The sequence below is a fragment of the Micromonospora sp. DT43 genome (assembly GCF_049841645.1).
In the GTDB taxonomy this organism is placed as follows: domain Bacteria; phylum Actinomycetota; class Actinomycetes; order Mycobacteriales; family Micromonosporaceae; genus Micromonospora.
In genome coordinates, this window is the sequence record NZ_JBNCKR010000001.1 from 520,390 (window position 1) to 541,527 (window position 21,138).

Here is a 21,138-nt window from a genome sequence, read left to right on the forward strand (position 1 = left end):
GCTAACCTCATGATCAACCAATAGGGGCGCGCGCCGGGTTAGTCGGCTCGGCGGGTTGCGGCTATGGCCAGGTCTACCAGGGCCTGGCGGGCCTCGGTGTCCAGGTCCACGGCGGTCAGCGCGGCCAGCGCCGAGTCGGTGAGCGTGACGATCCGCTGCTCGGTGCGGGCCAGTGCCCCACTCGCGTCGATCAGTTCGCGGAGCCGGGCCACGCCCTGCTCGTCCAGGTTCGGGTCACCGAGGCGACCGAGCAGCAATTCCCGGCCCGCGTCGTCGGTGGCCTCCACGGCCGCCGCCACCAGATAGGTGCGCTTGCCCTCGCGCAGGTCGTCCCCGGCCGGCTTACCGGTCTGCACGGGATCGCCGAAGACCCCCAGCACATCGTCGCGGAGCTGGAACGCCTCGCCCAGCGGCAACCCGTACGCCGAATAGGTCGTCCGGACGTCCTCCCCGGCGTCGGCCAGCGCGGCGCCGAGCAGCAGCGGACGTTCGACCGTGTACTTCGCCGACTTGTACCGGGCGACCTTGCTGGCCCGTTCCACAGACGTGTCCCCGGTGACCTGGGTCAGCACGTCGAGGTACTGCCCGACGGTGACCTCGGTGCGCATCTCGTCGAAGACCGGCCGGGCCCGGGCCACCGCCCGCAGGTCCAGGCCGGCGGAGTGCAGCAGCTCGTCGGACCACACCAGGCAGAGGTCGCCGAGCAGGATCGCGGCGGCGTCGCCGAATCCGTCCGGATCGCCACCCCACCCGGCCGCCCGGTGCCGGGTGGCGAACCGCCGGTGCACCGCCGGCTCACCGCGTCGGGTGTCGGAGCGATCCATCAGGTCGTCGTGGATCAGGGCGCTGGCCTGCACGAACTCCAGCGCCGCGAGGGCCGTGAGAACCTGGTCGTCGTCCACCCCGCCGGCGCCCCGGAACCCCCAGTACGCGAAGGCCGGGCGCAGGCGCTTGCCGCCACCGAGCACGAAGGCTTCGATCGCCTCCGCCACCGGGACGAGGGCCTCGTCCACCCGGGTCAACCGAGCCCGCTGGCCGGCCAGGAACTCGGTGAGCGCCTTGTCGACCCGCTCCCGCAGGCCGGCACGGTCGACGGGAGACACGGGAGCAGCGTGGGTCACGCCACGACGCTAGCCGGTCGCTCAGGATCGCGCTCCACCGCCACGCGCAGTCCCGCCGGGACGCCCGTCGGCGTGACCCGCACCGGACCGGCCGGCCGGCCGCGCACCCGCCACCCCGCGCCGGCCCGGCCCGGCGGCTGCCGCCCGGCGGGTTCGGCGGGTGCGCGCGGCCGCCTCGGCCAGCACCACCAGCGGCACGTCAAGCACGACGGCGAGCCAACCGAGCCAGAACCCGCCGGGCACGCGCCGCTGCCGTTCCCACCGGGACACCTCGTGGCGGCTCAACGTCGGCACGCCGGCGGCGGCGCACAACTCGGCGGCGGTGTGCTGCTGGCTCCAACCCCGGGCCAGCCGCAGCCGGACCAGGAGCGGCCCGAGCGGGGTGCGGGTCGGCGATGGGGGCGAGGTCATGGGTCCTCCCGGCGGGGCGTCGGCGCGGTGACACCCACCCGTCCGACGGGACGGGACCGGTGCACCTCTCGGCTGCGATGACCCCCGCGCCGGACCCCCGGGCCGACCCCCACCGCCCCTCCCGCGCCCCTCCTTCCTACCCCCGGGGTACGACGGTCTTCCCCGCCGGTGGGAAGCGCCTGGGTGTCGATGGCGTCGCCCGCTAGAGTCGGGTCGTGGCGCTCGGTCTTCCCTCGGTACTCCCCAATCCGCAGCCGGCGATCGGGGAGCTCATCCGTGACCGCCAGCCGACCTTCTCGTTCGAGTTCTTCCCGCCCAAGACCGAGGCGGGGGAGCGGCTGCTCTGGCAGGCGATCCGTGAGCTGGAGTCGCTGCGCCCGTCGTTCGTGTCGATCACCTACGGCGCGGGCGGTTCGACCAGGGACACCACAGTCGCGGTGACCGAGCGGATCGCCACCGACACCACCCTGCTGCCGATGGCACACCTGACCGCTGTCAACCACTCCGTGGCCGAGCTGCGGCACGTGATCGGCCGCCTCGCCGGGGTCGGGGTGCGCAACGTGCTGGCCGTACGCGGTGACCCGCCGGGCAACCCGGGCGGCGAGTGGGTCCGGCATCCCGAGGGCGTCGACTACGCCGAGGACCTGGTCCGGCTGGTGCGCGACTCCGGTGACTTCAGCGTCGGTGTGGCGGCCTTCCCGTACAAGCACCCCCGCTCACCGGACGTGGCCAGCGACACCGCGCAGTTCGTCAGCAAGTGCCGGGCCGGCGCCGAGTTCGCGATCACGCAGATGTTCTTCGAGGCCGACGACTACCTGCGCCTGCGCGACCGGGTGGCCGCCGCCGGCTGCGACACCCCCATCCTGGCCGGGGTGATGCCGGTGACCCAGATCGGCACCATCGAGCGGTCCGTGCAGCTGTCCGGGGCGCCCTTCCCGCCGGCGCTTGCGGAGCGCTTCGAGCGGGTGGCCGACGACCCGGAGGCGGTGCGCCGGCTCGGCATCGAGCAGGCCAGCGACATGTGCCGTCGACTCCTGGACGAGGGCGTTCCGGGAATCCACTTCATCACCCTCAACCGGTCCACCGCCACCCGGGAGGTCTGGCAGAACCTCAAGGCCGGCGCGCGGGTGTGAACCCGGAGTCTGCGACACCTGATGCCCGGCACTACGGTTGATCCTCAGGTGGGCACACAGCTGAACTGGGACCAGTACGCCACGGCGTGGGCGCGGTTGCACGGCGGGTTCGACCCGCGGGTCGCCGCGCCGGTGGTGCGCGCCTGGCTGCGGTTCGCGTACCACGTCGGGTATGTGCTGGGTCGGCTGCGGGTCGGCCCCACCCCGGTCACCGTGGCGGGGGTGCTGCTCTGCTTCTGCGTACCGTTGCTGGCGACCCGGCCCGGCGACGGCCCGTTCCTCGGCGCGCTGTTCGTGCTGCTCGCCGCGGTGGCCGACAGCGTGGACGGCGCGGTGGCGGTCGCCACCGGCCGCACCACGCGGCTCGGCTACGTCTACGACTCGCTTGCCGACCGGCTCGGCGAGGTGGCGTGGCTGCTGGCGTTCTGGCTGGTCGGCGCGCCGGGCGCGCTTGTCGTGGCGGGCGGCGCGCTGTCCTGGCTGCACGAGTACGTCCGGGCCCGCGCGGTGTCCGCCGGGATGCGCGACATCGGCGCGGTGACCGTCGGCGAACGACCCACCCGGGTCTCGGTCGCGCTGGCGGGCCTGGTGGTCGCCGGGCTGGCCGGTCTGATCGAGCCGGACCTTGCCGCCGGCACCATCACCATGGCGACGGCGGTGTGGGTGCTGCTGGCCGGCTTCGGGCTGGGGCAGCTGCTCTCCACCGTCCGCCGCGCCCTGCTCGACGCCGGCTGACCTGAGCGGGCGGCCTACCAGGCGGGGCCGATCTCGTCGGCGACGATCTGCGCGGAGAGGGTCACCATGGGCAGGCCGCCGCCGGGGTGGCTGGAGCCGCCCACCAGCCACAACCCGTGCGCCGGGCCCCGGTTGGCCGGGCGGAGCAGCCCACCGGCGGTGCCGTAGATCGTGCCGCCCGGCGCACCTGTCGCCGCGTCCAGGTCGGCCGGGGTGCGCACCTCGCGGAACAGCAACCGGTCCCGCACGTCGACGCCGCGCTCGGCCAGGACGTCCAGGACCCGGTCGGCGTACGCGTCGGCCAGCCCCGGGCGTCGCCAGTCGACCGCGCCACCGGCGGTGCCCTGCCGGGCGGCGTTGACAAGCACGAACCACGCCTCGTGCCCGGCCGGGCGGACCGTCGGGTCGTCGGCCACTGTGACGAACACCGTCGGGTCGGCCGCCGGTCGGGCCCGTACGCCCCGTCCCGGGTCGCCGAAGACCGCGTCGAACTCCGCGTCGTAGTCGCGCGGGAAGAAGACGTTGTGGTGCGCCAGGCCGGTGCTGCCGGAGACGCCGAGCAGCAGCACGAAACCGGCGAGGCTGCGGTCGGTCAACGTGGCCAGCCGGCGGGCGTGCGGCAGCAGGTCGCGGTACACGGTGAGCGCGTCGACGTTTGCCACCACCACGTCGGCGGGCACCGGCGCGTGGACGCCGGCGAGGCGTACCCCGTGCACCCGCCCGCCCGCCGCGTCGATCCGGGTCACCGCGGTGCCGGTCTGCACGACCACGCCGAGGTCCAGGCAGCGGGTCAGCAGCGCGTCGGCGAGCGTGCCCAGCCCGCCGCGCAGGTACCACCCGCCGTAGGTCAGCTCGGCGTAGGGGACCGCGACCAGCGCCGCCGGGGCCCGGCGCGGGTCGGCGCCGGTGTAGGTGGCGTACCGGTCCAGCAGCATCCGCAGCCGCGGGTCGGACAGGTGCCGGCGACCCAGGCCGCGCAGGGTGCGGCCCGGGGCGATGGCGGCCAGGTCGCCGACGCGCCAGGCCAGCGACGCGAGGTCGCGGGGGGAGTCGACGGTACGGCGCAGGATGTCCCGTTCGGAGGCCCGCCACACCCGTTCGGCGCGGTGCCACAGTCGCTGCCAGTCGGCCGCCGCCCGGTCGCCGAGGGCGGCCCCGATCCGGGTGGCGAACTCCACCGGGTCGGCGCACGAATCCACTGTCGGGCCGCCACCGGGGAAGACGTGCCGGACGATCGGGTCCAGCGGAGTCAGGTCCAGGTACTCGTCGAGCTTCGCCCCGGTCGCCTCGAACAGGTCGTGGAAGACCTGCGGCAGGGTGAGCAGGCTCGGCCCGGTGTCGAAGTGGAACGTCCCGGCCGGGGTGTCGTGCGCGTACCGGCCGAGCTTGCCGCCGACCGTGTCGGCGGCCTCGAAGACTGTCACCTGGTGCCCGGTTGCGGCCAGCCGGGCGGCGGTGGCGAGGCCACCCACCCCGGCGCCGACGACCACGATCCGCGCCATGCCGCGCCTCCTAGCTGACCGGGCGGCCCCGCCAGGTCAGGCGGCGTCGCTTTCGCAGATGGTACGACCGCAGCGTCAACCAACCGAGGACCACGACCGACACGGGGTGTGCGAGCGCGTCGGGCCACCACCGGCCGCCTGTCGCGCGGGCCGTGAGCACCCGCCCGGCCACCCCGAGCAGGTAGGCCGCCAGGCCCACGGCGGCCACCCGCGTCGAGCCGACCGCGAGCCCGACCAGCGCGACCAGCGGCGGGGCGGTGTAGAGCAGGAGCAGCAGTGTCACCACGGCGGCCGCCGCACCGGGGTGCCCGAACGACGCCCACAGCGACTTCGAGTACCCGTCGCGCAGTTGCGGCCAGTCGTCGTACATCCGGCAGGTGGCAAGCCGGGAGCCGTCGGCCAGGGCGATCCGCCCGCCGGCCCGCTTGACCGCCCGGGCCAGCTCGACGTCCTCCAGGATCTTGTCGGCGACGGCGGCGTGCCCGCCGGCGGCGGTGTAGCCGGCCCGGTCCACCACCAGGAACTGCCCGCCCGCCGCGGCCAGCGACGGCCGCCGCGAGCGCTCCATCGCCCGCAGCGGCAGGAAGGTCAGCCACAACCACTGCAACAGCGGCTGTACGAGCCGGTCGGCAACCGTCGCCACCACGATCCGGGGGTACGGCGACAGCAGCGTCACGCGGGCGGCGCGCAGCTCGGTGACGGCGGCGGCCACGGCGTGCGGGGCGAGCACCACGTCGGCGTCGACGAAGACCAGCGCGGTGGCCGCCGGGTCGGCCCGGGTGGCCAACTGCCAGCAGGCGTGCGGCTTGCCCAGCCAGCCCGGCGGCGGGGCGACCCCGCTGAGCAGGGTGACCCGCGGGTCGTCGCCGACGACCGCGCGGACCACGTCGGCGGTGCCGTCGGTGGAACCGTCGTCGAGGACCACGATGCGCAGCGCCGGCACGCCACGCTGGGCGAGCAGGGCGCGGAGGCAGGGCGTGACGCGGGCGGCCTCGTCGCGCAGCGGCAGCAGGACGGCCACCGGCTCGTCGACGTCGTCGGGCCGGTCGGTGGGTCGGCGTAGCCATCCGGCGGCGTTGACCCAGGTGTGCCCGGTCAGCGCGGCGACGGCGAGCAGCAGGGCGACCAGGACGATCATCGGGTCGCGTCGACGCCGGTGCGGTGCGGCTGGTGGTCGTCCCGGCGCGCGTGGTGGGGCCGGCGGGCGCGCAGCAGGGTCACCGCCAACGGCACGGCGGTGACCGCCATGCCGGCGGCGCCCCAGAGCGCCGACGCGGGCAGGTCCAGGAAGACCGCGTGGGCCAGGATGCTGGAGAAGTACGTCCACAGGTACAGCGCGACCATCGGGTGGTCCCGCCGATCGGTGTGCTCGGCGGCCGGCCCGGCCAGCGGGCGCAGCGCGCTCATCAGCAGCACCGCGAAGAGCAGCCAACCCAGGTAGTTGCTGACCGGGATGCCGGCCAGGCCGGGCAGCGCCGGGGTGGCGTCCCGCCAGACCCAGTAGCCCTCGGCGACCATCTGCGGGTCGAGGAAGAGGTCCCAGGCGGCCAACCCCACCGTGGCCAACGCGATCCTGCCCACCCACCGGCCGACCGTCGTGCCGCTGTCGGCTGGCGTGCCGCTGTCGGCTGGCGTGCCGCTGCCGGTCGGCGTGCCGCTGCCGTTCGGCGTGCCGCTGCCGCCGGTGAGGCGGACCGCGGCCAGCCACGCCGGCCAGGCCATCCAGGTCCACGCCAGCGGGATGATCAACGGCACACCGGCCAGCTTGGGACCCAGCTCACCCGAGTAGTCGTAGCTGCCGAACGGCACACCGGTGGCCACCCCGATCGCCTCGATCGCGAACCCGCCGCCGGTGGCCACCGCGACAAGCGCCGCCGCGACCCGGGGCCCGCGACTGAGCAGCGCGTGACCGACCGAGAGCAGCCAGCCGAGCACGACAGTGGCCACGGTCAGCCCGGCCCGGGTGGCGCCGGTGGTCAGCGGGTAGCAGATCTGGGCGAGCACCAGGACGGCCAGCAGCGTCCAGGAGATCCGCCGGGTCATGACGCGGACGGCTCAAGCGGCAGATCTCGACCGAGTACGCCGAAGGGCCGTTCGTCACCGGGGAAGTGGAAGTCGCGCAGCACGTCCACGAAGCCGAACCGCCGGTACAACCGCCAGGCCCGCGAGGTCTGCTCCTCGGCCTCCGGGGTGGACAGCAGCGTGGTGTCGCCCTCGGCCATCGTGAGCAGCGCCCGCAACTGCCCGGCGCCCAGCCCGTGCCCCTGCGCCGGCGGGCGGACGTGCAGCTCGACCACCTCGAAGCAGTGGGTGAGCCAGCGCTTGCGGGTCGGGCCGTCCAGCGCCCGGTACACCTGGTCGTGCCACCACTGGCCCGGACCGCCCAGATAGCCGTACCCGAAGCCGGCGAGGTGACCTTCACTGGTCAGGCTGGCCACGGCCCGGAATCCGGGCCGGCGGACGTGGGTGGCGATGTAGCCGCGCCGGGCCTCCAGCAGGTCGGTGCGGTATCCCATCGCCTCGCCGTAGACGGCCACCACATCGTCCAGCCGTCGGACGAGATCGTCCGGCGTCCAGCGCACCAACCTCATGCCCGTCCACCCTTCACTGTCGCCTGGTCGTCGTCGGCGACCCATCCGAGGACCGTCCGGTCGCCGGCCACGTCGCGTACCTCGAACCGGGCGAACAGCTCCTCGGCGTACCAGCCCGCGGTGGGGGTTCGCATGATCGCCGCCCGATGCTCCGGGTGACGGTACGCGAACGCCACCAGGTCCGTCGGGTCACGCCACACGCTCACCGTGCCCTGCCAACCCAGCGGGGCCTCACCGACGCCGAACCGGGCCAGCAACCCGGGCGCGTCGCGCAGGGCGGCGGCCACCGGCGGGATCGCCCGCCAGAAGGTGGCCGCCCGGCGGGCTCGCAACCGGGCCCGGGTCAGCGCCAGCACCGGGCCGGTGACCCGGCCGCCCGGCGGTTCGCCGAACGGCCGCCGGCCGGACCACTCGCCCCGGCTGCTCAGCGGACGCAGGTCGACCCGGGCCTGGGCGTGGGCGATCCGTGCCCAGGCGCGTCCGACCGGCGAGTCGTCGAAGCCGGCCGCCGCGCCGGGGGAGTCCCAGACGGTAAGCGCCGCCCACCGGGTCAGGTCCGCGTCACCAGGCCCGAAGCCGGTGCCGGTCCCCGTGCCCAGCAGCTTGCCGAATCGGACGCCCGGCAGGGCCCGCAGCCGACGCGGGTCCACCGCCATCCGGGTCAGCGCCCGGGGCAGCGCGCCCCGGGAGGTCCGCCACACGTGCAGGGTGACCAGCTCCGGTACGGCGTTCACGCCACCTCGGCCGGGGTGCCGGCGGTGACGCGCAGCAGCTCGGCGTAGGTGGTCGGGAAGACCGCCTGCGGTACGCCGCCCGCGGCCCAGATCTGCGGGTACGCCGCCAGCGCCGTGTCCACCAGGGTGCGCAGTGCCCGCGGGTGCCCGAGCGGGGCGACTCCGCCGATCGGTTGCCCGGTGTGCTCCCGAACGAACTCCGGGGTGGCCCGGCGCAGCCGGGTGACGCCTATGGATGCGGCCAGGCCGGCGGTGTCGACCCGGTGCGCGCCGGAGGTGAGCACGAGCAGCGGCGCGTCGTCCGCGTCGAAGATCAGCGAGTTGGCGATCTGGCCGACCTCGACGCCGAGCGCCTCGGCGGCGGCTGCCGCGGTGTGCACCGCGTCGGGCAGCAGGCGGACCGTGCTGGGCTGGCCGGCGCCGTCGCGCGCCCCAGCCCCGTCGAGTGCGTCCTGCACCGCCCGTACGTTCGGGTGTGGCTGCATGGGGACATTCTTCCCGGTCTGCCGTGCGTCGTTTCACCCCGGTGTACATCGACGGCGAGCCACGGCGCGTCACACGTTGCATTTTCGTCGGAGGGGAGGTGTACTGTCAGCAGCAGTTAGAACGAGTGTTCGATTGCCTCGAACGCCCGTTCCAACCAGCCGGAGCGCGGTGTTTCGCGGCGCCAGCTCCGGGCGGTGTGGCTTCGCGGGCCGCACCTGGGTTTCCGGGCAGTCGCGAGCCCGGTCCCATCAGGCAGGAGCGTCGCTCGCCGCCCACGACCCCCGGGCGGCGGGCGACGAACCCGCCGGTACGCCGGCCGGGTGTGGTGTGGGGAAGCATCCACACCCGGCCGGCCGCCCCCGGTGCGTCTTCCTCCGCACCACCCGACCTCGGCGTCTCGTCGGCGGCACCACTGCCCCGGCCGACGCCCCGGCCACGTGGAGGAGACAGTCCATGCCGACCAACCCGGCTCAGGCACCGACGGTGCCGGCGCACGTGCTGCCGCACCGCACCCCTGCCCAGCTCCTCACCCTGGCCCGCCGTGGGCTGGTCGAGGCCGGCCAGACCCGACCCGACGGCCTGCGCTACGCCGCCGCCCACCTGGCGGCGCTGCGCGCGGCGGCCGCCCTGCTCGCCGCCCGGGCCCGACCCGCCCCGAGCCGACGCAACCGGATCACAAGCGTCTGGGTCCTGCTCTGCGCCGTCGCCCCCGAGCTCGACGAGTGGTCTCGGTTCTTCGCCGCCGGGGCCAGCAAGCGAGCCGCCGCCGAAGCCGGCATCCCCCGGGTGGTCAGCGCCCGGGAGGCCGACGATCTGCTCCGCGCCGCCGAACAGTTCGTCACGGTGGTGGAGACCGCGCTCGGCGTGGCGCACCAACCGGCCCTGGACGGCCTCGCCGCGTGAGCCCGCCGTGACGCCGACCGCCTGGAAGGGAAGCCGGGCGGGCGGCGTCACGGTGCGTCGGTCCTGATCTGTTCCACAGCAACGACGGGGGGTTGGTCCATGGCGGGCCGCATGGTGGTCGGTTCCGCCGCACTTGCCGATCTGGTGCGCCCGGCGAGCGCACCCGATCCGGTCGGCGGCCACCGGGTGCTACCTGTCGCGCCCGAGCTGACCGGCCTGCTGCCCAACCGGGGCCTGCGCCGGGGCAGCACGATCGCGGTCGCCGCCGGTCAGCCCCGACGCAGTGGCGGCACCTCGCTGGTGCTGGCGCTGCTGGCCGAGGCGTCCCGGGCCGGTTCGTGGTGCGCCGTGGTCGGCGTGCCGACGTTCGGCGCGGGTGCGGCAGCCGAGCTGGGCATCGCCCTGGACCGGCTGGCCCTGGTGCCGAATCCCGGCCCCGAGTGGGCCACAGTTGTCGCCGCGCTGATCGACGGGGTGGACGTCGTGGTCACCGCCGTACCCGCCGCGGTCTCCGCCTCGGTCGCCACCCGGCTGGCCGCGCGGGCCCGACAGCGCGGCAGTGTGCTCGTTCCGTACGGCAGGTGGGACGGCGCGGACGTGACGTTGCAGGTGGTCCGGGGTGTCTGGGAAGGGCTCGGCCAGGGCCGGGGGCGGCTGCGTCGCCGGGAGGTCACCGTCTCGGCGCGCGGGCGCGGAGCAGCCGCCCGCCCCAAGGAGATCAAGGTCTGGCTCCCCGGCGCCGAACTCACGCGGGTCATTCCCGGGACGGTGCGGTCGACAGTGAGCCGTCCGTCCGTGCCGCTCGCCCTGGTCGGCTCGGGGTGACCGGCGCGCCGATCCGGACCCTGCTGTTGTGGTGCCCGGACTGGCCGGTGCTCGCCGCCGAGATCGTCGACGGAGTGCCGGCCACCGAAGCGGTAGTCGTGCTGCACGCCAACCGGGTGGTCGCCTGCTCCGAGCGGGCACGCGCCGAGGGCGTACGCCGAGGGCTGCGCAAGCGGGAGGCACAGGGGCGTTGCCCGCAGCTCACCGTCGTGGAGTACGACCCCGGCCGGGACGCCCGAGCGTTCGAGCCTGTGGTCGCCGCGCTGGAGGAACTGGTTGCCGGCGTCGAGGTGGTCCGTCCGGGCGCCTGTGCGGTTGCCGCCCGGGGCCCGAGTCGTTACCTCGGCGGCGAGGAGGCGGCCGCCGAACGGCTCATCGAGCACGTCGCCCAGTCCTGTCTGGTGGAGAGTCAGGTGGGCATCGCCGACGGGGTGTTCGCCGCGGGGTTGGCCGCCCGCGCCGGCCGGGTGGTGGCGCCGGGCGGAACACAGGCGTTCCTGGCCGGGATGCCGGTCGAGGCGCTCGGTCGGTCCGCACTGGCCGACCTGCTGCGCCGGCTGGGGGTGCGGACCCTCGGCGACTTCGCCGCGCTCCCGGCGGGCGACGTGCTGGCCCGGTTCGGGTTCGACGGTGCGCTGGCCCATCGGCTGGCCGCCGGCCGGGATCATCGCCCGCTCGCCGTCCGGCAGCCGCCGACCGACCTGACGGTGACCTCTACGTACGACGAGCCGATCGACCGGGTCGACGCGGCGGCGTTCGCCGCCCGCGCGTTGGCCGAGCAGTTGCACGACCGGCTCGCCGGGCACGGGCTGGCCTGTACCCGGCTCGGCATCGAGGCGGTCACCGAGCACGGGCAGGAGCTGCACCGCGTGTGGCGGCACGACGGCCTGCTCACCGCCTCCGCCATCGCCGACCGGGTGCGCTGGCAGCTCGACGGCTGGCTCTCCGGCAGCAACGGCCGCGCCGGTGCCCGACCGGCCCGGCCGACGGCCGGCATCATCCGGCTGCGGCTGATCCCGGACGGGGTGCTCGCCCAGGCCGGCCTGCAGACCGGTCTCTGGGGGGAGACGGGTGAGGAGCGGGAGCGGGCGCACCGGGCATTGAGTCGGGTGCAGGGCATCCTCGGCCCGGAAGCGGTGGTCACGGCGGTGCTCGGTGGTGGGCGTTCCCCGGCCGACCAGGTGCGCCTGGTGCCGTGGGGCGACGAGCGCCTCCCCGGTCGGGCTGGTGGTGGCGGTGCCGGTCGGCCCGCTGATCGCGGTGGTGAAGTTCCGCCGTGGCCGGGCCGGTTGCCGCCGCCCGCGCCCGCCGTGGTGCTGCCCAGCCCGCTCGCCGCGACCGTGCACGACGCTTCCGGCGAGCCGGTGGTGATCAGCGCGCGGTTGGCGGTGAGCGCTGTTCCCGCTCGGCTGGTGGTCGGCACCGGCCGGCCGGCGGAGATCGTGGGCTGGGCCGGGCCGTGGCCGGTGGACGAGCGCTGGTGGGCCCCCGCCGAGGCGCGGCGGCGGGCCCGTTTCCAGGTCAGCCTCGCCGACGGCACCGCTCTGCTGCTCGCCGTCGAGGCCGGGCAGTGGCTGGTGGAGGCGATCTATGACTGAGCCAGGTCGGCCCGTGACCGGCGTCGGCCGGTTCGGTGTTGGCCGGGAGGCGGACATCCTGCTGAGCCATATGACTCACAGTCATATTTATGACTCACAGTCATATCGCTCACCGCACCCATCGCCGCCAGCGAGGTCGCGTGCCGTCCGGTGGCTGATCGGCCGCGCCGTCGCCGCCGGGCCGGCCCGAGCGGTCGGCGCGGTCGGCGTGGTCCGAGCGGTCGGCGCGGTCCGAGCGGGCAGAGAGGCCGGAGTGGCCGGATGAGTTTTCACAACCCGAAGATGCCCTGGTCGGAGCTGGAGCGGGTGCTCTCCGGCCGGACCGGCGGCACCCGGACGGGTGGCGACCGGGGAAGCAGGGGCGAGCGGCACCTGCACGTGGTGGACCCGCTCGCCGTGGACGCCGACGGTGGGGATTCTCCGGCCTGGAGTCGCAGGCGCGAGCAGTACCAGCCGCCGGAGCTGGCCCGCCCCGATGGCGTGGTGCCCTACGCGGAGCTGCACGCGCACACCAACTTCAGCTTCCTCGACGGTGCCAGCCACCCGGAGGAGTTGGCCGAGGAGGCGGCCCGGTTGGGGCTCACCGCGCTCGCCGTCACCGACCACGACGGCTTCTACGGGGTGGTCCGCTTCGCCGAGGCGGCTCGCACGCTGGGCCTGCCGACCATCTTCGGTGCGGAGTTGTCCCTCGGGCTGCCCGGCCCGCAGAACGGTGAGCCCGACCCGCACGGCGCGCACCTGCTGGTGCTCGCACACGGCCACGAGGGGTACGCCCGGCTGGCCACCACCATCGCCCGCGCCCAGCTACGCGGCGGGGAGAAGGGCCGCCCGGTCTACGGGGAGCTGGAGGAGGTCGCCGCCGAGCTGCGCGACCACGTGCTGGTGCTGACCGGCTGCCGCAAGGGGCACGTGCCGGGGGCGCTGCTCACCGAGGGGGTGGACGCGGCGGCCCGCGAACTGGACCGGCTGACCGCGCTCTTCGGCGCGGAGACGGTGGCGGTGGAGCTGACCGACCACGGTCATCCGATCGACGCCGACCGCAACGACGCGCTCGCCGAGCTGGCAGCCGCGGCCGGGCTGCCGACGGTGGCCAGCAACAACGTGCACTACGCCAGCCCCGGCCGGCGTCGGCTGGCCACCACCGTCGCCGCGGTGCGGGCCCGGCGCAGCCTCGACGAGATCGACGGCTGGCTGCCCGCGGCGGCCACCGCCCACCTGCGCAGTGGCGCGGAGATGGCGGCCCGGTTCGCCGCGTACCCGGGTGCGGTGGCCCGGGCCGCCGAGTTCGGGGCCGAGTTGGCCTTCGACCTGCAACTGGTCGCGCCGCAACTGCCGGCGTACCCGGTGCCGCCGGGGCACACCGAGATGAGCTGGCTGCGCAAGCTGACCGCCGACGGTGCGCGGGAGCGCTACGGGCCGCCGCAGGCGCACCCGACGGCGTACGCGCAGCTCGACCACGAGCTGAACATGATCGAGGAGCTGGGCTTCCCCGGCTACTTCCTGGTGGTCTACGACATCGTCAGTTTCTGCCGCGAGCAGGACATCTACTGCCAGGGCCGGGGCTCGGCGGCCAACTCGGCGGTCTGCTACGCGCTGCGCATCACAAACGTGGACGCGGTCCGGCACCGGCTGCTCTTCGAGCGGTTCCTCGCCCCGGAGCGGGACGGCCCACCGGACATCGACGTGGACATCGAGTCCGACCGCCGGGAGGAGGTGATCCAGCACGTCTACACCCGTTACGGCCGGGAGCACGCCGCGCAGGTCGCCAACGTCATCTCCTACCGGCCCCGGTCGGCGGTACGGGACGTGGCCAAGGCGTTCGGCTTCTCACCCGGTCAGCAGGACGCCTGGAGCAAGCAGATCGACAGGTGGGGGTCCGTCGCCACGGTCGACGTCGAGGGCATCCCGGAGCAGGTGGTGGAGTACGCGAACGAGCTGCAGACGTTCCCCCGGCACCTGGGCATCCACTCCGGTGGCATGGTGATCTGCGACCGGCCGGTGATCGAGGTCTGTCCGGTGGAATGGGGGCGGATGCCCGGCCGCAGCGTCCTGCAGTGGGACAAGGACGACTGCGCCGCCGTCGGCCTGGTGAAGTTCGACCTGCTCGGGCTCGGCATGCTCTCCGCGCTGCACTACGGCTACGACATGATCGGTGAGAGCCTCGACCTGGGTGACATGACGCTGGACGACCCGGAGGTCTACGACATGCTCTGCCGGGCCGACTCGGTGGGCGTGTTCCAGGTGGAGAGTCGCGCCCAGATGGCCACCCTGCCCCGGCTCAAGCCCCGCGAGTTCTACGACCTGGTGGTCGAGGTGGCGCTGATCCGTCCCGGCCCGATCCAGGGCGGCTCGGTGCACCCGTTCATCCGGCGCAAGAACGGCCAGGAGCCGGTGACCTTCGCGCACCCGCTGATGCGCAACGCGCTGGAGAAGACCCTGGGTGTGCCGCTGTTCCAGGAGCAGTTGATGCAGCTGGCCATCGACCTGGCCGGCTTCGACGCGGCCGAGGCCGACCAGCTACGCCGGGCGATGGGCGCGAAACGCTCGGTCGAGCGGATGACCCGCATCGCCGACCGGCTCTACGCCGGGATGGCCGAGCGGGGCATCACCGGCGAGCTGGCCGACGACGTCTACCGCAAGCTCACCGCGTTCGCCAGCTACGGCTTCCCGGAGAGCCACGCGATGAGCTTCGCCTACCTGGTGTACGCCAGCTCCTGGCTCAAGCGTTACCACCCGGCGCCGTTCCTGGCGGCGCTGCTCAACGCCCAGCCGATGGGCTTCTACTCGCCGCAGACCCTTGTCGACGACGCCCGTCGGCACGGGGTGGAGGTCCGCCGCCCGGACATCAACGCCAGCGGCGCTCTGGCGGTGCTGGAATCCACCCCGGACACCCGGTGGGGCAGCGGGCCGGGGGAGCCGCCGCACGCCTGGGGGCTGGACGGCCCGGCCGTCCGACTGGGGCTGTCCAGCGTGCGTACCCTCGGCGCCGACGTGGCCGAGCGGATCGAGGCCGAGCGGGCGGCCGGCGGGGCGTACCGCGACATGCCTGATCTGGCCCGGCGGGTCGGTCTCACCTCGGCGCAGCTGGAGGCGCTGGCCACCGCGGACGCCTTCGCCTGTTTCGGGCTGACCCGACGGGAGGCGCTCTGGGCGGCCGGCGCGGCGGCCCAGGACAGACCGGGCCGGCTGCCCGGCACGGTGACCGGCGCGACGGCGCCCACGCTGCCCGGCATGGAGGCGGTGGATCGGCTGGTCGCCGACGTGTGGGCCACCGGGTTGTCGCCGGAGAGCCATCCGGCCCGCTTCATCAGGGGTCAGCTGGACGTGCTCGGGGCGGTGCCGATCGCCCGGCTCGGTCGGGTGGAGCCCGGCCAACGGATCCGGGTCGGCGGCATCGTCACCCACCGGCAACGCCCGGCGACCGCGGGCGGGGTCACCTTCCTCAACCTGGAGGACGAGACCGGGATGCTCAACGTCACCTGCTCGCCGGGGCTGTGGCAGCGCTACCGGCGGGTGGCCCGGACCAGCGCCGCGCTTGTGGTCCGGGGGCGACTGCAACGGCATGAGGGGGTGACCAACCTGGTCGCCGATCGACTGGACGCGATCGAGCCGCCGGTCAGTCCCGCCTCCCGCGACTTCCGCTGATCGGGGCCTCAGGTTTGAACCCCCCGAGAAGAGGAGAAGTGCAGGTCGTGGGCACAGTGGCCCGCGACCTGTTCGGGAGGGTCTGATGGCACGGAAAATGCGGGCGACCGCGTTCGCCGGGGTGCTCACCCTGGCGCTCGCCGGCTGCGGGGGAGTCGGCGGCGGTAGCGACGAGGGGGGCGGGACCGCCACCAAGGGCGCGCTCAGCACCATGGGTTTCGGCTTCTCCGACGAGATCGCCACCACCCGGGTCGACGCGTTCAAGCGAGACCACCCCGACGTCGACCTGAAGGTCACCGACGGCGCCTTCGACGAGCAGCAGTTCCTCTCCGCGGTCGCCTCGGGCAACCCGCCGGACCTGGTCTACATGGACCGCAAGCTGATCGGCACGTACGCCAAGCGCGGCTCGATCCAGCCCCTGACCGACTGCGTCAAGAAGCAGGACATCAACCTCGATCAATACCGGCCGGCCGCTCGTGCCCAGGTCACCCTGGACGACACCGTCTACGGCATCCCGGAGTTCTCCACCGTCCGGGTGGTCTACCTCAACGAGGGGCTGCTCAAGCAGGCCGGCCTGACCGCCGACCAGGTGAACCTGGCCGACTGGTCGGCGCTGCCCGCCCTCAACGCCAGGCTGGCGACGGTCTCCGGCGGTCGGCTCTCCCGGATCGGCATCGACCCGAAGGTCCCCGAGTTCCTGCCGATGTGGGCCAAGGCCAACGGTGTCGACATGCTCTCCGCCGACGGTCGCACGGCGAAGCTGGACGACCCCAAGGTGATCGAGGCGCTGACCACCGGGGTCAACCTCATCCAGCAGCAGGGCGGCTGGGGCAAGTTCAAGTCCTTCCGGGACACCTTCGACTTCTTCGGCGCGCAGAACCCGCTGTCCAAGAACCAGATCGTGGCCTGGCCGATGGAGGAGTGGTTCCTCAACCAGGCCGCCAAGAACAGCCCCAACGCCGAGCTGGTGGTCAAGCCGTTCACCGACCGGCAGGGCAAGCCGCTGACCCAGTCCGCCGGGCAGGCCTGGGTGATCACCAAGGGCGCGAAGAACCCGGATGCCGCGTGCGCGTTCGTCAAGCAGATGACCGCCACCGACACCTGGGTGGCCGCCGCGAAGGCGCGGGTGGAGGCCCGCAAGGCCGCCGGCCAGCCGTTCACCGGTGTGTACACGGCAAACGCCGAGGCCGACAAGAAGATCTTCGACGAGCTGTACCAGCCGACCGGCAACAAGCGCTTCGACGACGCGGTGGCGACCATCCGTTCGGTGCAGGACGCCGCCTTCGCGCTACCCGCCTCGCCGGCCGGTGCCGAGTTCGACAAGGCGTACTACGACGCGGTCAACCGGGTGCTCGCCGGCCAGGCCCAGCCCGCGCAGGCGTTGCAGCGCGCCCAGCAGGAGGCCACCGCGGCGCTCGACAAGGCCGCGAAGTAGACCACGATGGCCACCGTCACCGCTGAGGCACCGGGCCGGCGACGCCGCCGTACGCCGCTGGCCCGGCGGGAGGCCCGCTGGGCGTACGTCTTCCTGGCGCCCTGGATCGTCGGTTTTCTGATCTTCTACGCCGGGCCGATGGTCGCCAGCCTCTGGTTGAGCTTCACCGAGTACGACGTGATCAACGAGCCGAGGTACACCGGGCTGGACAACTACCGGGAGTTGATGAGCGACCCGGCGGTGGCCCGCAGCCTCGGCAACACGGTCTACTACACGGCCCTGCACGTGCCGCTGGTGATGCTCATCTCGCTGGGGCTGGCGCTGCTGCTCAAGCGGGTCGGCCGGTTGCAGGGCTTCTTCCGGACGGTGTTCTACCTGCCGGTGATGACCCCGGCGGTGGCGGTCGGCATCCTGTTCCTGCTGCTGCTCAACACCCAGGACGGCCTGATCAACCGGGTGTTGGGCCTGGTCGGGATCGACGGTCCGAGTTGGACCACCGACCCGCACTGGGTGATGCCCGGCATCATCCTGATGAGCCTGTGGAGCCTCGGCTCCACGGTGATCATCTATCTGGCGGCGTTGCAGAACGTGCCCCGTGACCTGTACGAGGCGGCGGCCATCGACGGCGCCGGCGCCTGGGCCCGGTTCCGTTCGGTCACCCTGCCGATGATCTCCGGGGCGCTGTTCTTCACGCTCATCGTCAACACGATCGCGTCGCTGCAGATGTTCACCGAGGTCTACACGATGTACTTCGGCAACCGGGAGACCCAGAACACATTCAACAGCGACGCGGCCAGCTTCTACGTCATCCACCTGTTCCAGGAGGCGTTCCAGTTCCTGCACATGGGCTTCGCCTCGGCGATGGCCTGGCTGCTCTTCGTGATCATCTTGATCATCACGCTGGTACAGGTGAAACTCAGCAACCGGTTCGTGTACTACGAGGGAGAAGACAAGTGACGGGCATGATGGGCCACAACGGTGTGGCCAACGCGCGACGGACCCGACTCACCGCGGGCTGGGTGCCCGAGCAGCACCTTGAGCCGCGCGAGTACCAGGTCACCGACGGGCCGGTGGCCAATGCCCGACGGTCCCGGGCGGAGGACGATCCCGCAGCCGGCGAGCAGTCGTGACCACCGCCGTCGAACGCAGCGCCGCCGCACCGGTCCCCGGCGTCGAGCCGGCCCGGGCGGTGGCGCGCCGCCCGCCGCCCGAGGAGGCCGGCCGGCCGCTCTGGCGCCGCGTGCTGTTCGTCGCGGTGCTCGTCGGCGCGGCGATCATCTTCATGCTGCCGTTCGTCTGGCTGGTCAGCGCGTCGCTGCGTCCCCGCGAGTACGTCTTCGCCCCCGGCTTCCTGCCCACCCCGTTCGCCCCGGAGAACTACGCCGAGGCGTGGCGGGCCGTGCCCCTGCTGACCTGGTTCGGCAACAGCGTGGTGGTCGGCGTGGCCGCCGCCGCGGCGGTGACCCTCTCCAGCGCCTGGGTGGCCTTCGGCTTCGCCTACTTCCGGTTCCCCGGCCGCAACCTGCTCTTCGGGCTGGTGCTGGCGACAATGATGCTGCCGTTCGCGGTCACCATGATCCCGACGTACCTGATCTGGTCGAACCTGGGCCTGACCGACACCCAGGTGCCGCTCTGGGCGGGCAACCTGTTCGGCTCGGCGTTCTACATCTTCCTGCTGCGACAGTTCCTGCTCTCGCTGCCCCGGGAGTACTTCGAGGCGGCCCGTGTGGACGGGGCGAGCTACCCGCAGCTGTTCTGGAAGATGGCCTTCCCCCTGATCCGGCCGGCGCTGCTCGTCGCCTTCGTCTTCGAGTTCAAGGCCAGCTGGACGGACCTGCTCAAGCCCCTCATCTACCTGCGCAACGAACAGCTGTACACCCTGCCGCGCGGGCTCAAGGTCGTGCTGGACCGGTTCGGTTACGGCGGCGAGCAGCAGTGGGAGATCGTGCTGGCCGGCAGCGTGCTGGCGACCATCCCGATGATCATCCTTTTCTTCCTGGCCCAACGACACTTCGTCGAGGGCATCGCCACCACCGGCCGCAAGGGCTGACTGGACCGGGTGACTAGGCTCGACCGGGTGGAGCAGACCCGAGGCCCGTTCGTCGGGCCGCCGCTGACCCCCCGTACCGCCGTGCTCTGGTCGGTGCTGCGCACCGAGTTGGACCGGCGCGGCGACGCCGAGCTCACGGTGTTGGACGTGGGCGGCGGCACCGGCGGTTTCGCCGTCCCGCTGGCCCGCGCCGGCCACCGGGTCACAGTCGTCGACGCCAGCCCGGACGCTCTCGCGGCGCTCACCCGTCGGGCCGCCGAGGCCGGGGTCGGCGACCGGGTCGTGGCCGTCCAGGGCGACGGCGACGCCCTGGCCGGGCTTGTCGAGCCGGCAGGCGTCGACCTGGTGCTCTGCCACGCCGTCCTGGAGGTCGTCGACGACCCCACGCCTGTGGTCGCCGCGCTGGCCACCGCGCTGCGCCCCGGCGGCGCGGCGAGCGTCCTGGTCGCTGGGCGGGCCGCCGCCGTGCTGGGCCGCGCCATGAACGGCCACCTGGAGGTCGCGGCGACGCTGGCCGCCGACCCGGCCGGCAGCGCCGGGCCGCGCGACACGCTGCGCCGCCGCTACGACGCCCCCGGCGCAGCCGCGCTGCTCACCGCCGCCGGGCTCGAGGTCGAGGAGATCCACGGGGTACGCGTACTGGCCGACCTGCTGCCGGCCGCGGTCGCCGACGGACAGTCCGCGGCCTTGGTCGAGCTGGAACTGGCCCTGGCCGCGCAATCGCCGTACCGGGACCTTGCCGCCCAGCTGCACCTGTTCGCCCGCCGGCCGGCATGACCGTCGCACCGACCGGGCCGCCGCCGCTTACCGTCCTCGGCCCGACTGACGGCGGGGACCGGCTCGCCGACGTGCTGCCCAGCGCGCTCGCCGTGCTGGGCGTGCCCGGGTCGACCGACCCGCTCGGGCTCGTGCCCGCGTTGGCCGGTGTACGCCGGATCGCCGTCCTGCTCGTCGACGGGCTCGGCTGGTACCAGGTGCCGACCGCCGCGCCGTACGCGCCGACGCTCGCCGGGCTGGCCGCGACCGTGGGTCGGCCACTGATCGCCGGCTTCCCGTCCACCACCCCGACCAGCCTGGTGACGCTGGGCACCGGCGTCGCGCCCGGCGCGCACGGGGTGCTCGGTTTCACCGTGCGGGTGCCCGGCACCGACCGGGTGCTCACCCACACCGACTGGGCGGCCGACCCATCGCCGCTGCGCTGGCAGCCGGTGCCCACGCAGCTCCAACGGGCGCGCGCGGCAGGGGTGGCGGTGAGCGTGGTGAGCCGGCCGGAGTTCGGCGGCAGCGGGTTGACGGTGGCCGCCAACCGGGGCGGCGACTTCCGGGGCGCCGCAGGCGTCGACGAGGTGGCCGCCACCATGCTGGCCGCGCTGTCCGCCGGCCCGGGGCCGACCCTGGTCTCCGGCTACCACGCCGACCTGGACCGGCACGGGCACCTCAGTGGCGTCGACTCGGCGCCCTGGCGGGTCGCCGCCACCGAGGTGGACAGCCTGCTCGCCCGGCTCGTCGACGGGCTGCCGCCGGACGCGGCGCTGCTGGTGACCGCCGACCACGGCCAGCTCGACGTGCCCCTGGCGCACCGCTTCGACCTGGACACCGATCCACGGCTGCGCGACGGGATCCGGGTGGTCGCCGGTGAGGCCCGGGTGCGCTACCTGCACGTCGAGCCGGGCGCGGTCGACGACGTGGTGGCCGCCTGGTCGGGGGTGCTCGGCGACGCGGCCCGGGTGCGTACCCGGGCGGAGACGGTGGCCACCGGCTGGTTCGGGCCGGTGCCCGAGGAGCACCTGGAACGGATCGGCGACGTGGTGGTGACCTGCAACGACACGTACGCCGTCATGGCCAGCCGCACCGAGCGGCCGATGGCGTCGAAGCTGGTGGCGTACCACGGGGCGGACACCGCCGCCGAGGTGACAGTGCCGCTGCTTGTCGTCCGGGGCTGAGCGACGCGCGATCCGGGCCGCGTGTG

20 protein-coding genes are annotated in these 21,138 nt (G+C 73.8%); 12 read left to right on the forward strand and 8 right to left on the reverse strand.

What is annotated here, in order from left to right; translation table 11 throughout:
- Positions 1-38: 38 nt before the first annotated feature.
- Positions 39-1,121 carry a polyprenyl synthetase family protein gene (locus ACLQ26_RS02440; protein ID WP_425742896.1) on the reverse strand — a complete coding sequence of 361 codons (1,083 nt, stop codon included), beginning with the start codon at positions 1,119-1,121 and terminating at the stop codon, positions 39-41.
- A gap of 21 nt (positions 1,122-1,142) precedes the next feature.
- Positions 1,143-1,532 (reverse strand): helix-turn-helix domain-containing protein, encoded by a 390-nt coding sequence (locus tag ACLQ26_RS02445; RefSeq protein WP_425742897.1) that lies wholly within the window; start codon positions 1,530-1,532, stop codon positions 1,143-1,145.
- A gap of 215 nt (positions 1,533-1,747) precedes the next feature.
- On the opposite strand from ACLQ26_RS02445, the gene metF reads away from it, so the two are divergent.
- Together metF and ACLQ26_RS02455 are read left to right on the forward strand one after the other, a co-directional pair.
- Complete coding sequence (gene metF, locus ACLQ26_RS02450; protein WP_393296297.1) at positions 1,748-2,665, forward strand: methylenetetrahydrofolate reductase [NAD(P)H]; 918 nt, start codon at positions 1,748-1,750, stop codon at positions 2,663-2,665.
- A 21-nt stretch (positions 2,666-2,686) separates the two neighbouring features.
- Positions 2,687-3,400 carry a CDP-alcohol phosphatidyltransferase family protein gene (locus ACLQ26_RS02455; protein WP_007463082.1) on the forward strand — a complete coding sequence of 238 codons (714 nt, stop codon included), beginning with the start codon at positions 2,687-2,689 and terminating at the stop codon, positions 3,398-3,400.
- 14 nt (positions 3,401-3,414) lie between these two features.
- On the opposite strand, the gene ACLQ26_RS02460 is transcribed toward ACLQ26_RS02455, so the two are convergent.
- Genes ACLQ26_RS02460 through ACLQ26_RS02485 form a run of 6 tightly spaced genes read right to left on the reverse strand, consistent with a single transcriptional unit; the run spans position 3,415 to position 8,712 of the window.
- A complete protein-coding gene (locus tag ACLQ26_RS02460; protein ID WP_425742898.1) occupies positions 3,415-4,902 on the reverse strand; it encodes a phytoene desaturase family protein in 1,488 nt (495 codons plus the stop codon).
- 10 nt (positions 4,903-4,912) lie between these two features.
- Entirely contained in the window at positions 4,913-6,040 is a 1,128-nt protein-coding gene (locus ACLQ26_RS02465) for a glycosyltransferase (RefSeq protein ID WP_425742899.1), read from the reverse strand.
- Positions 6,037-6,945, reverse strand: coding sequence for a carotenoid biosynthesis protein (locus ACLQ26_RS02470; protein WP_425742900.1), 909 nt, complete (start codon positions 6,943-6,945; stop codon positions 6,037-6,039). The genes ACLQ26_RS02465 and ACLQ26_RS02470 overlap by 4 nt, the downstream gene beginning before the upstream one ends.
- Positions 6,942-7,493 (reverse strand): GNAT family N-acetyltransferase, encoded by a 552-nt coding sequence (locus ACLQ26_RS02475; RefSeq protein ID WP_425742901.1) that lies wholly within the window; start codon positions 7,491-7,493, stop codon positions 6,942-6,944. The genes ACLQ26_RS02470 and ACLQ26_RS02475 overlap by 4 nt, the downstream gene beginning before the upstream one ends.
- Positions 7,490-8,227: a monooxygenase gene (locus ACLQ26_RS02480; RefSeq protein ID WP_425742902.1), complete on the reverse strand. Its 738-nt coding sequence runs from the start codon at positions 8,225-8,227 to the stop codon at positions 7,490-7,492. The genes ACLQ26_RS02475 and ACLQ26_RS02480 overlap by 4 nt, the downstream gene beginning before the upstream one ends.
- The gene (locus tag ACLQ26_RS02485; protein ID WP_425742904.1) at positions 8,224-8,712 is read right to left on the reverse strand and encodes a YbaK/EbsC family protein; all 489 of its coding nucleotides are present in this window, start codon (positions 8,710-8,712) and stop codon (positions 8,224-8,226) included. The genes ACLQ26_RS02480 and ACLQ26_RS02485 overlap by 4 nt, the downstream gene beginning before the upstream one ends.
- Positions 8,713-9,166: 454 nt before the next feature.
- On the opposite strand from ACLQ26_RS02485, the gene ACLQ26_RS02490 reads away from it, so the two are divergent.
- The 10 genes from ACLQ26_RS02490 to ACLQ26_RS02535 all read left to right on the forward strand — a co-directional run bounded on the left by ACLQ26_RS02490 (position 9,167) and on the right by ACLQ26_RS02535 (position 21,112).
- Positions 9,167-9,616, forward strand: a complete 450-nt coding sequence (locus ACLQ26_RS02490) for an SAV_6107 family HEPN domain-containing protein (RefSeq protein ID WP_007463070.1) — start codon at positions 9,167-9,169, stop codon at positions 9,614-9,616.
- A 99-nt stretch (positions 9,617-9,715) separates the two neighbouring features.
- A complete protein-coding gene (locus tag ACLQ26_RS02495; protein WP_425742905.1) occupies positions 9,716-10,441 on the forward strand; it encodes a hypothetical protein in 726 nt (241 codons plus the stop codon).
- Entirely contained in the window at positions 10,438-12,039 is a 1,602-nt protein-coding gene (locus ACLQ26_RS02500; protein WP_425742906.1) for a DNA polymerase Y family protein, read from the forward strand. Before ACLQ26_RS02495 ends, ACLQ26_RS02500 begins: the two co-directional genes overlap by 4 nt.
- Before the next feature lie 261 nt (positions 12,040-12,300).
- The gene (locus ACLQ26_RS02505; protein WP_425742907.1) at positions 12,301-15,684 is read left to right on the forward strand and encodes an error-prone DNA polymerase; all 3,384 of its coding nucleotides are present in this window, start codon (positions 12,301-12,303) and stop codon (positions 15,682-15,684) included.
- A gap of 85 nt (positions 15,685-15,769) precedes the next feature.
- Positions 15,770-17,119 carry an extracellular solute-binding protein gene (locus tag ACLQ26_RS02510; RefSeq protein ID WP_425742908.1) on the forward strand — a complete coding sequence of 450 codons (1,350 nt, stop codon included), beginning with the start codon at positions 15,770-15,772 and terminating at the stop codon, positions 17,117-17,119.
- A 6-nt stretch (positions 17,120-17,125) separates the two neighbouring features.
- Entirely contained in the window at positions 17,126-18,076 is a 951-nt protein-coding gene (locus tag ACLQ26_RS02515) for a carbohydrate ABC transporter permease (protein WP_425742909.1), read from the forward strand.
- The gene (locus tag ACLQ26_RS02520; protein ID WP_007463054.1) at positions 18,073-18,249 is read left to right on the forward strand and encodes a hypothetical protein; all 177 of its coding nucleotides are present in this window, start codon (positions 18,073-18,075) and stop codon (positions 18,247-18,249) included. Before ACLQ26_RS02515 ends, ACLQ26_RS02520 begins: the two co-directional genes overlap by 4 nt.
- The gene (locus ACLQ26_RS02525; protein WP_425742910.1) at positions 18,246-19,169 is read left to right on the forward strand and encodes a carbohydrate ABC transporter permease; all 924 of its coding nucleotides are present in this window, start codon (positions 18,246-18,248) and stop codon (positions 19,167-19,169) included. Before ACLQ26_RS02520 ends, ACLQ26_RS02525 begins: the two co-directional genes overlap by 4 nt.
- A 9-nt stretch (positions 19,170-19,178) precedes the next feature.
- The gene (locus tag ACLQ26_RS02530) at positions 19,179-19,946 is read left to right on the forward strand and encodes a methyltransferase domain-containing protein (RefSeq protein WP_425742911.1); all 768 of its coding nucleotides are present in this window, start codon (positions 19,179-19,181) and stop codon (positions 19,944-19,946) included.
- Positions 19,943-21,112, forward strand: a complete 1,170-nt coding sequence (locus ACLQ26_RS02535; protein ID WP_425742912.1) for an alkaline phosphatase family protein — start codon at positions 19,943-19,945, stop codon at positions 21,110-21,112. Before ACLQ26_RS02530 ends, ACLQ26_RS02535 begins: the two co-directional genes overlap by 4 nt.
- Positions 21,113-21,138: the final 26 nt, after the last annotated feature.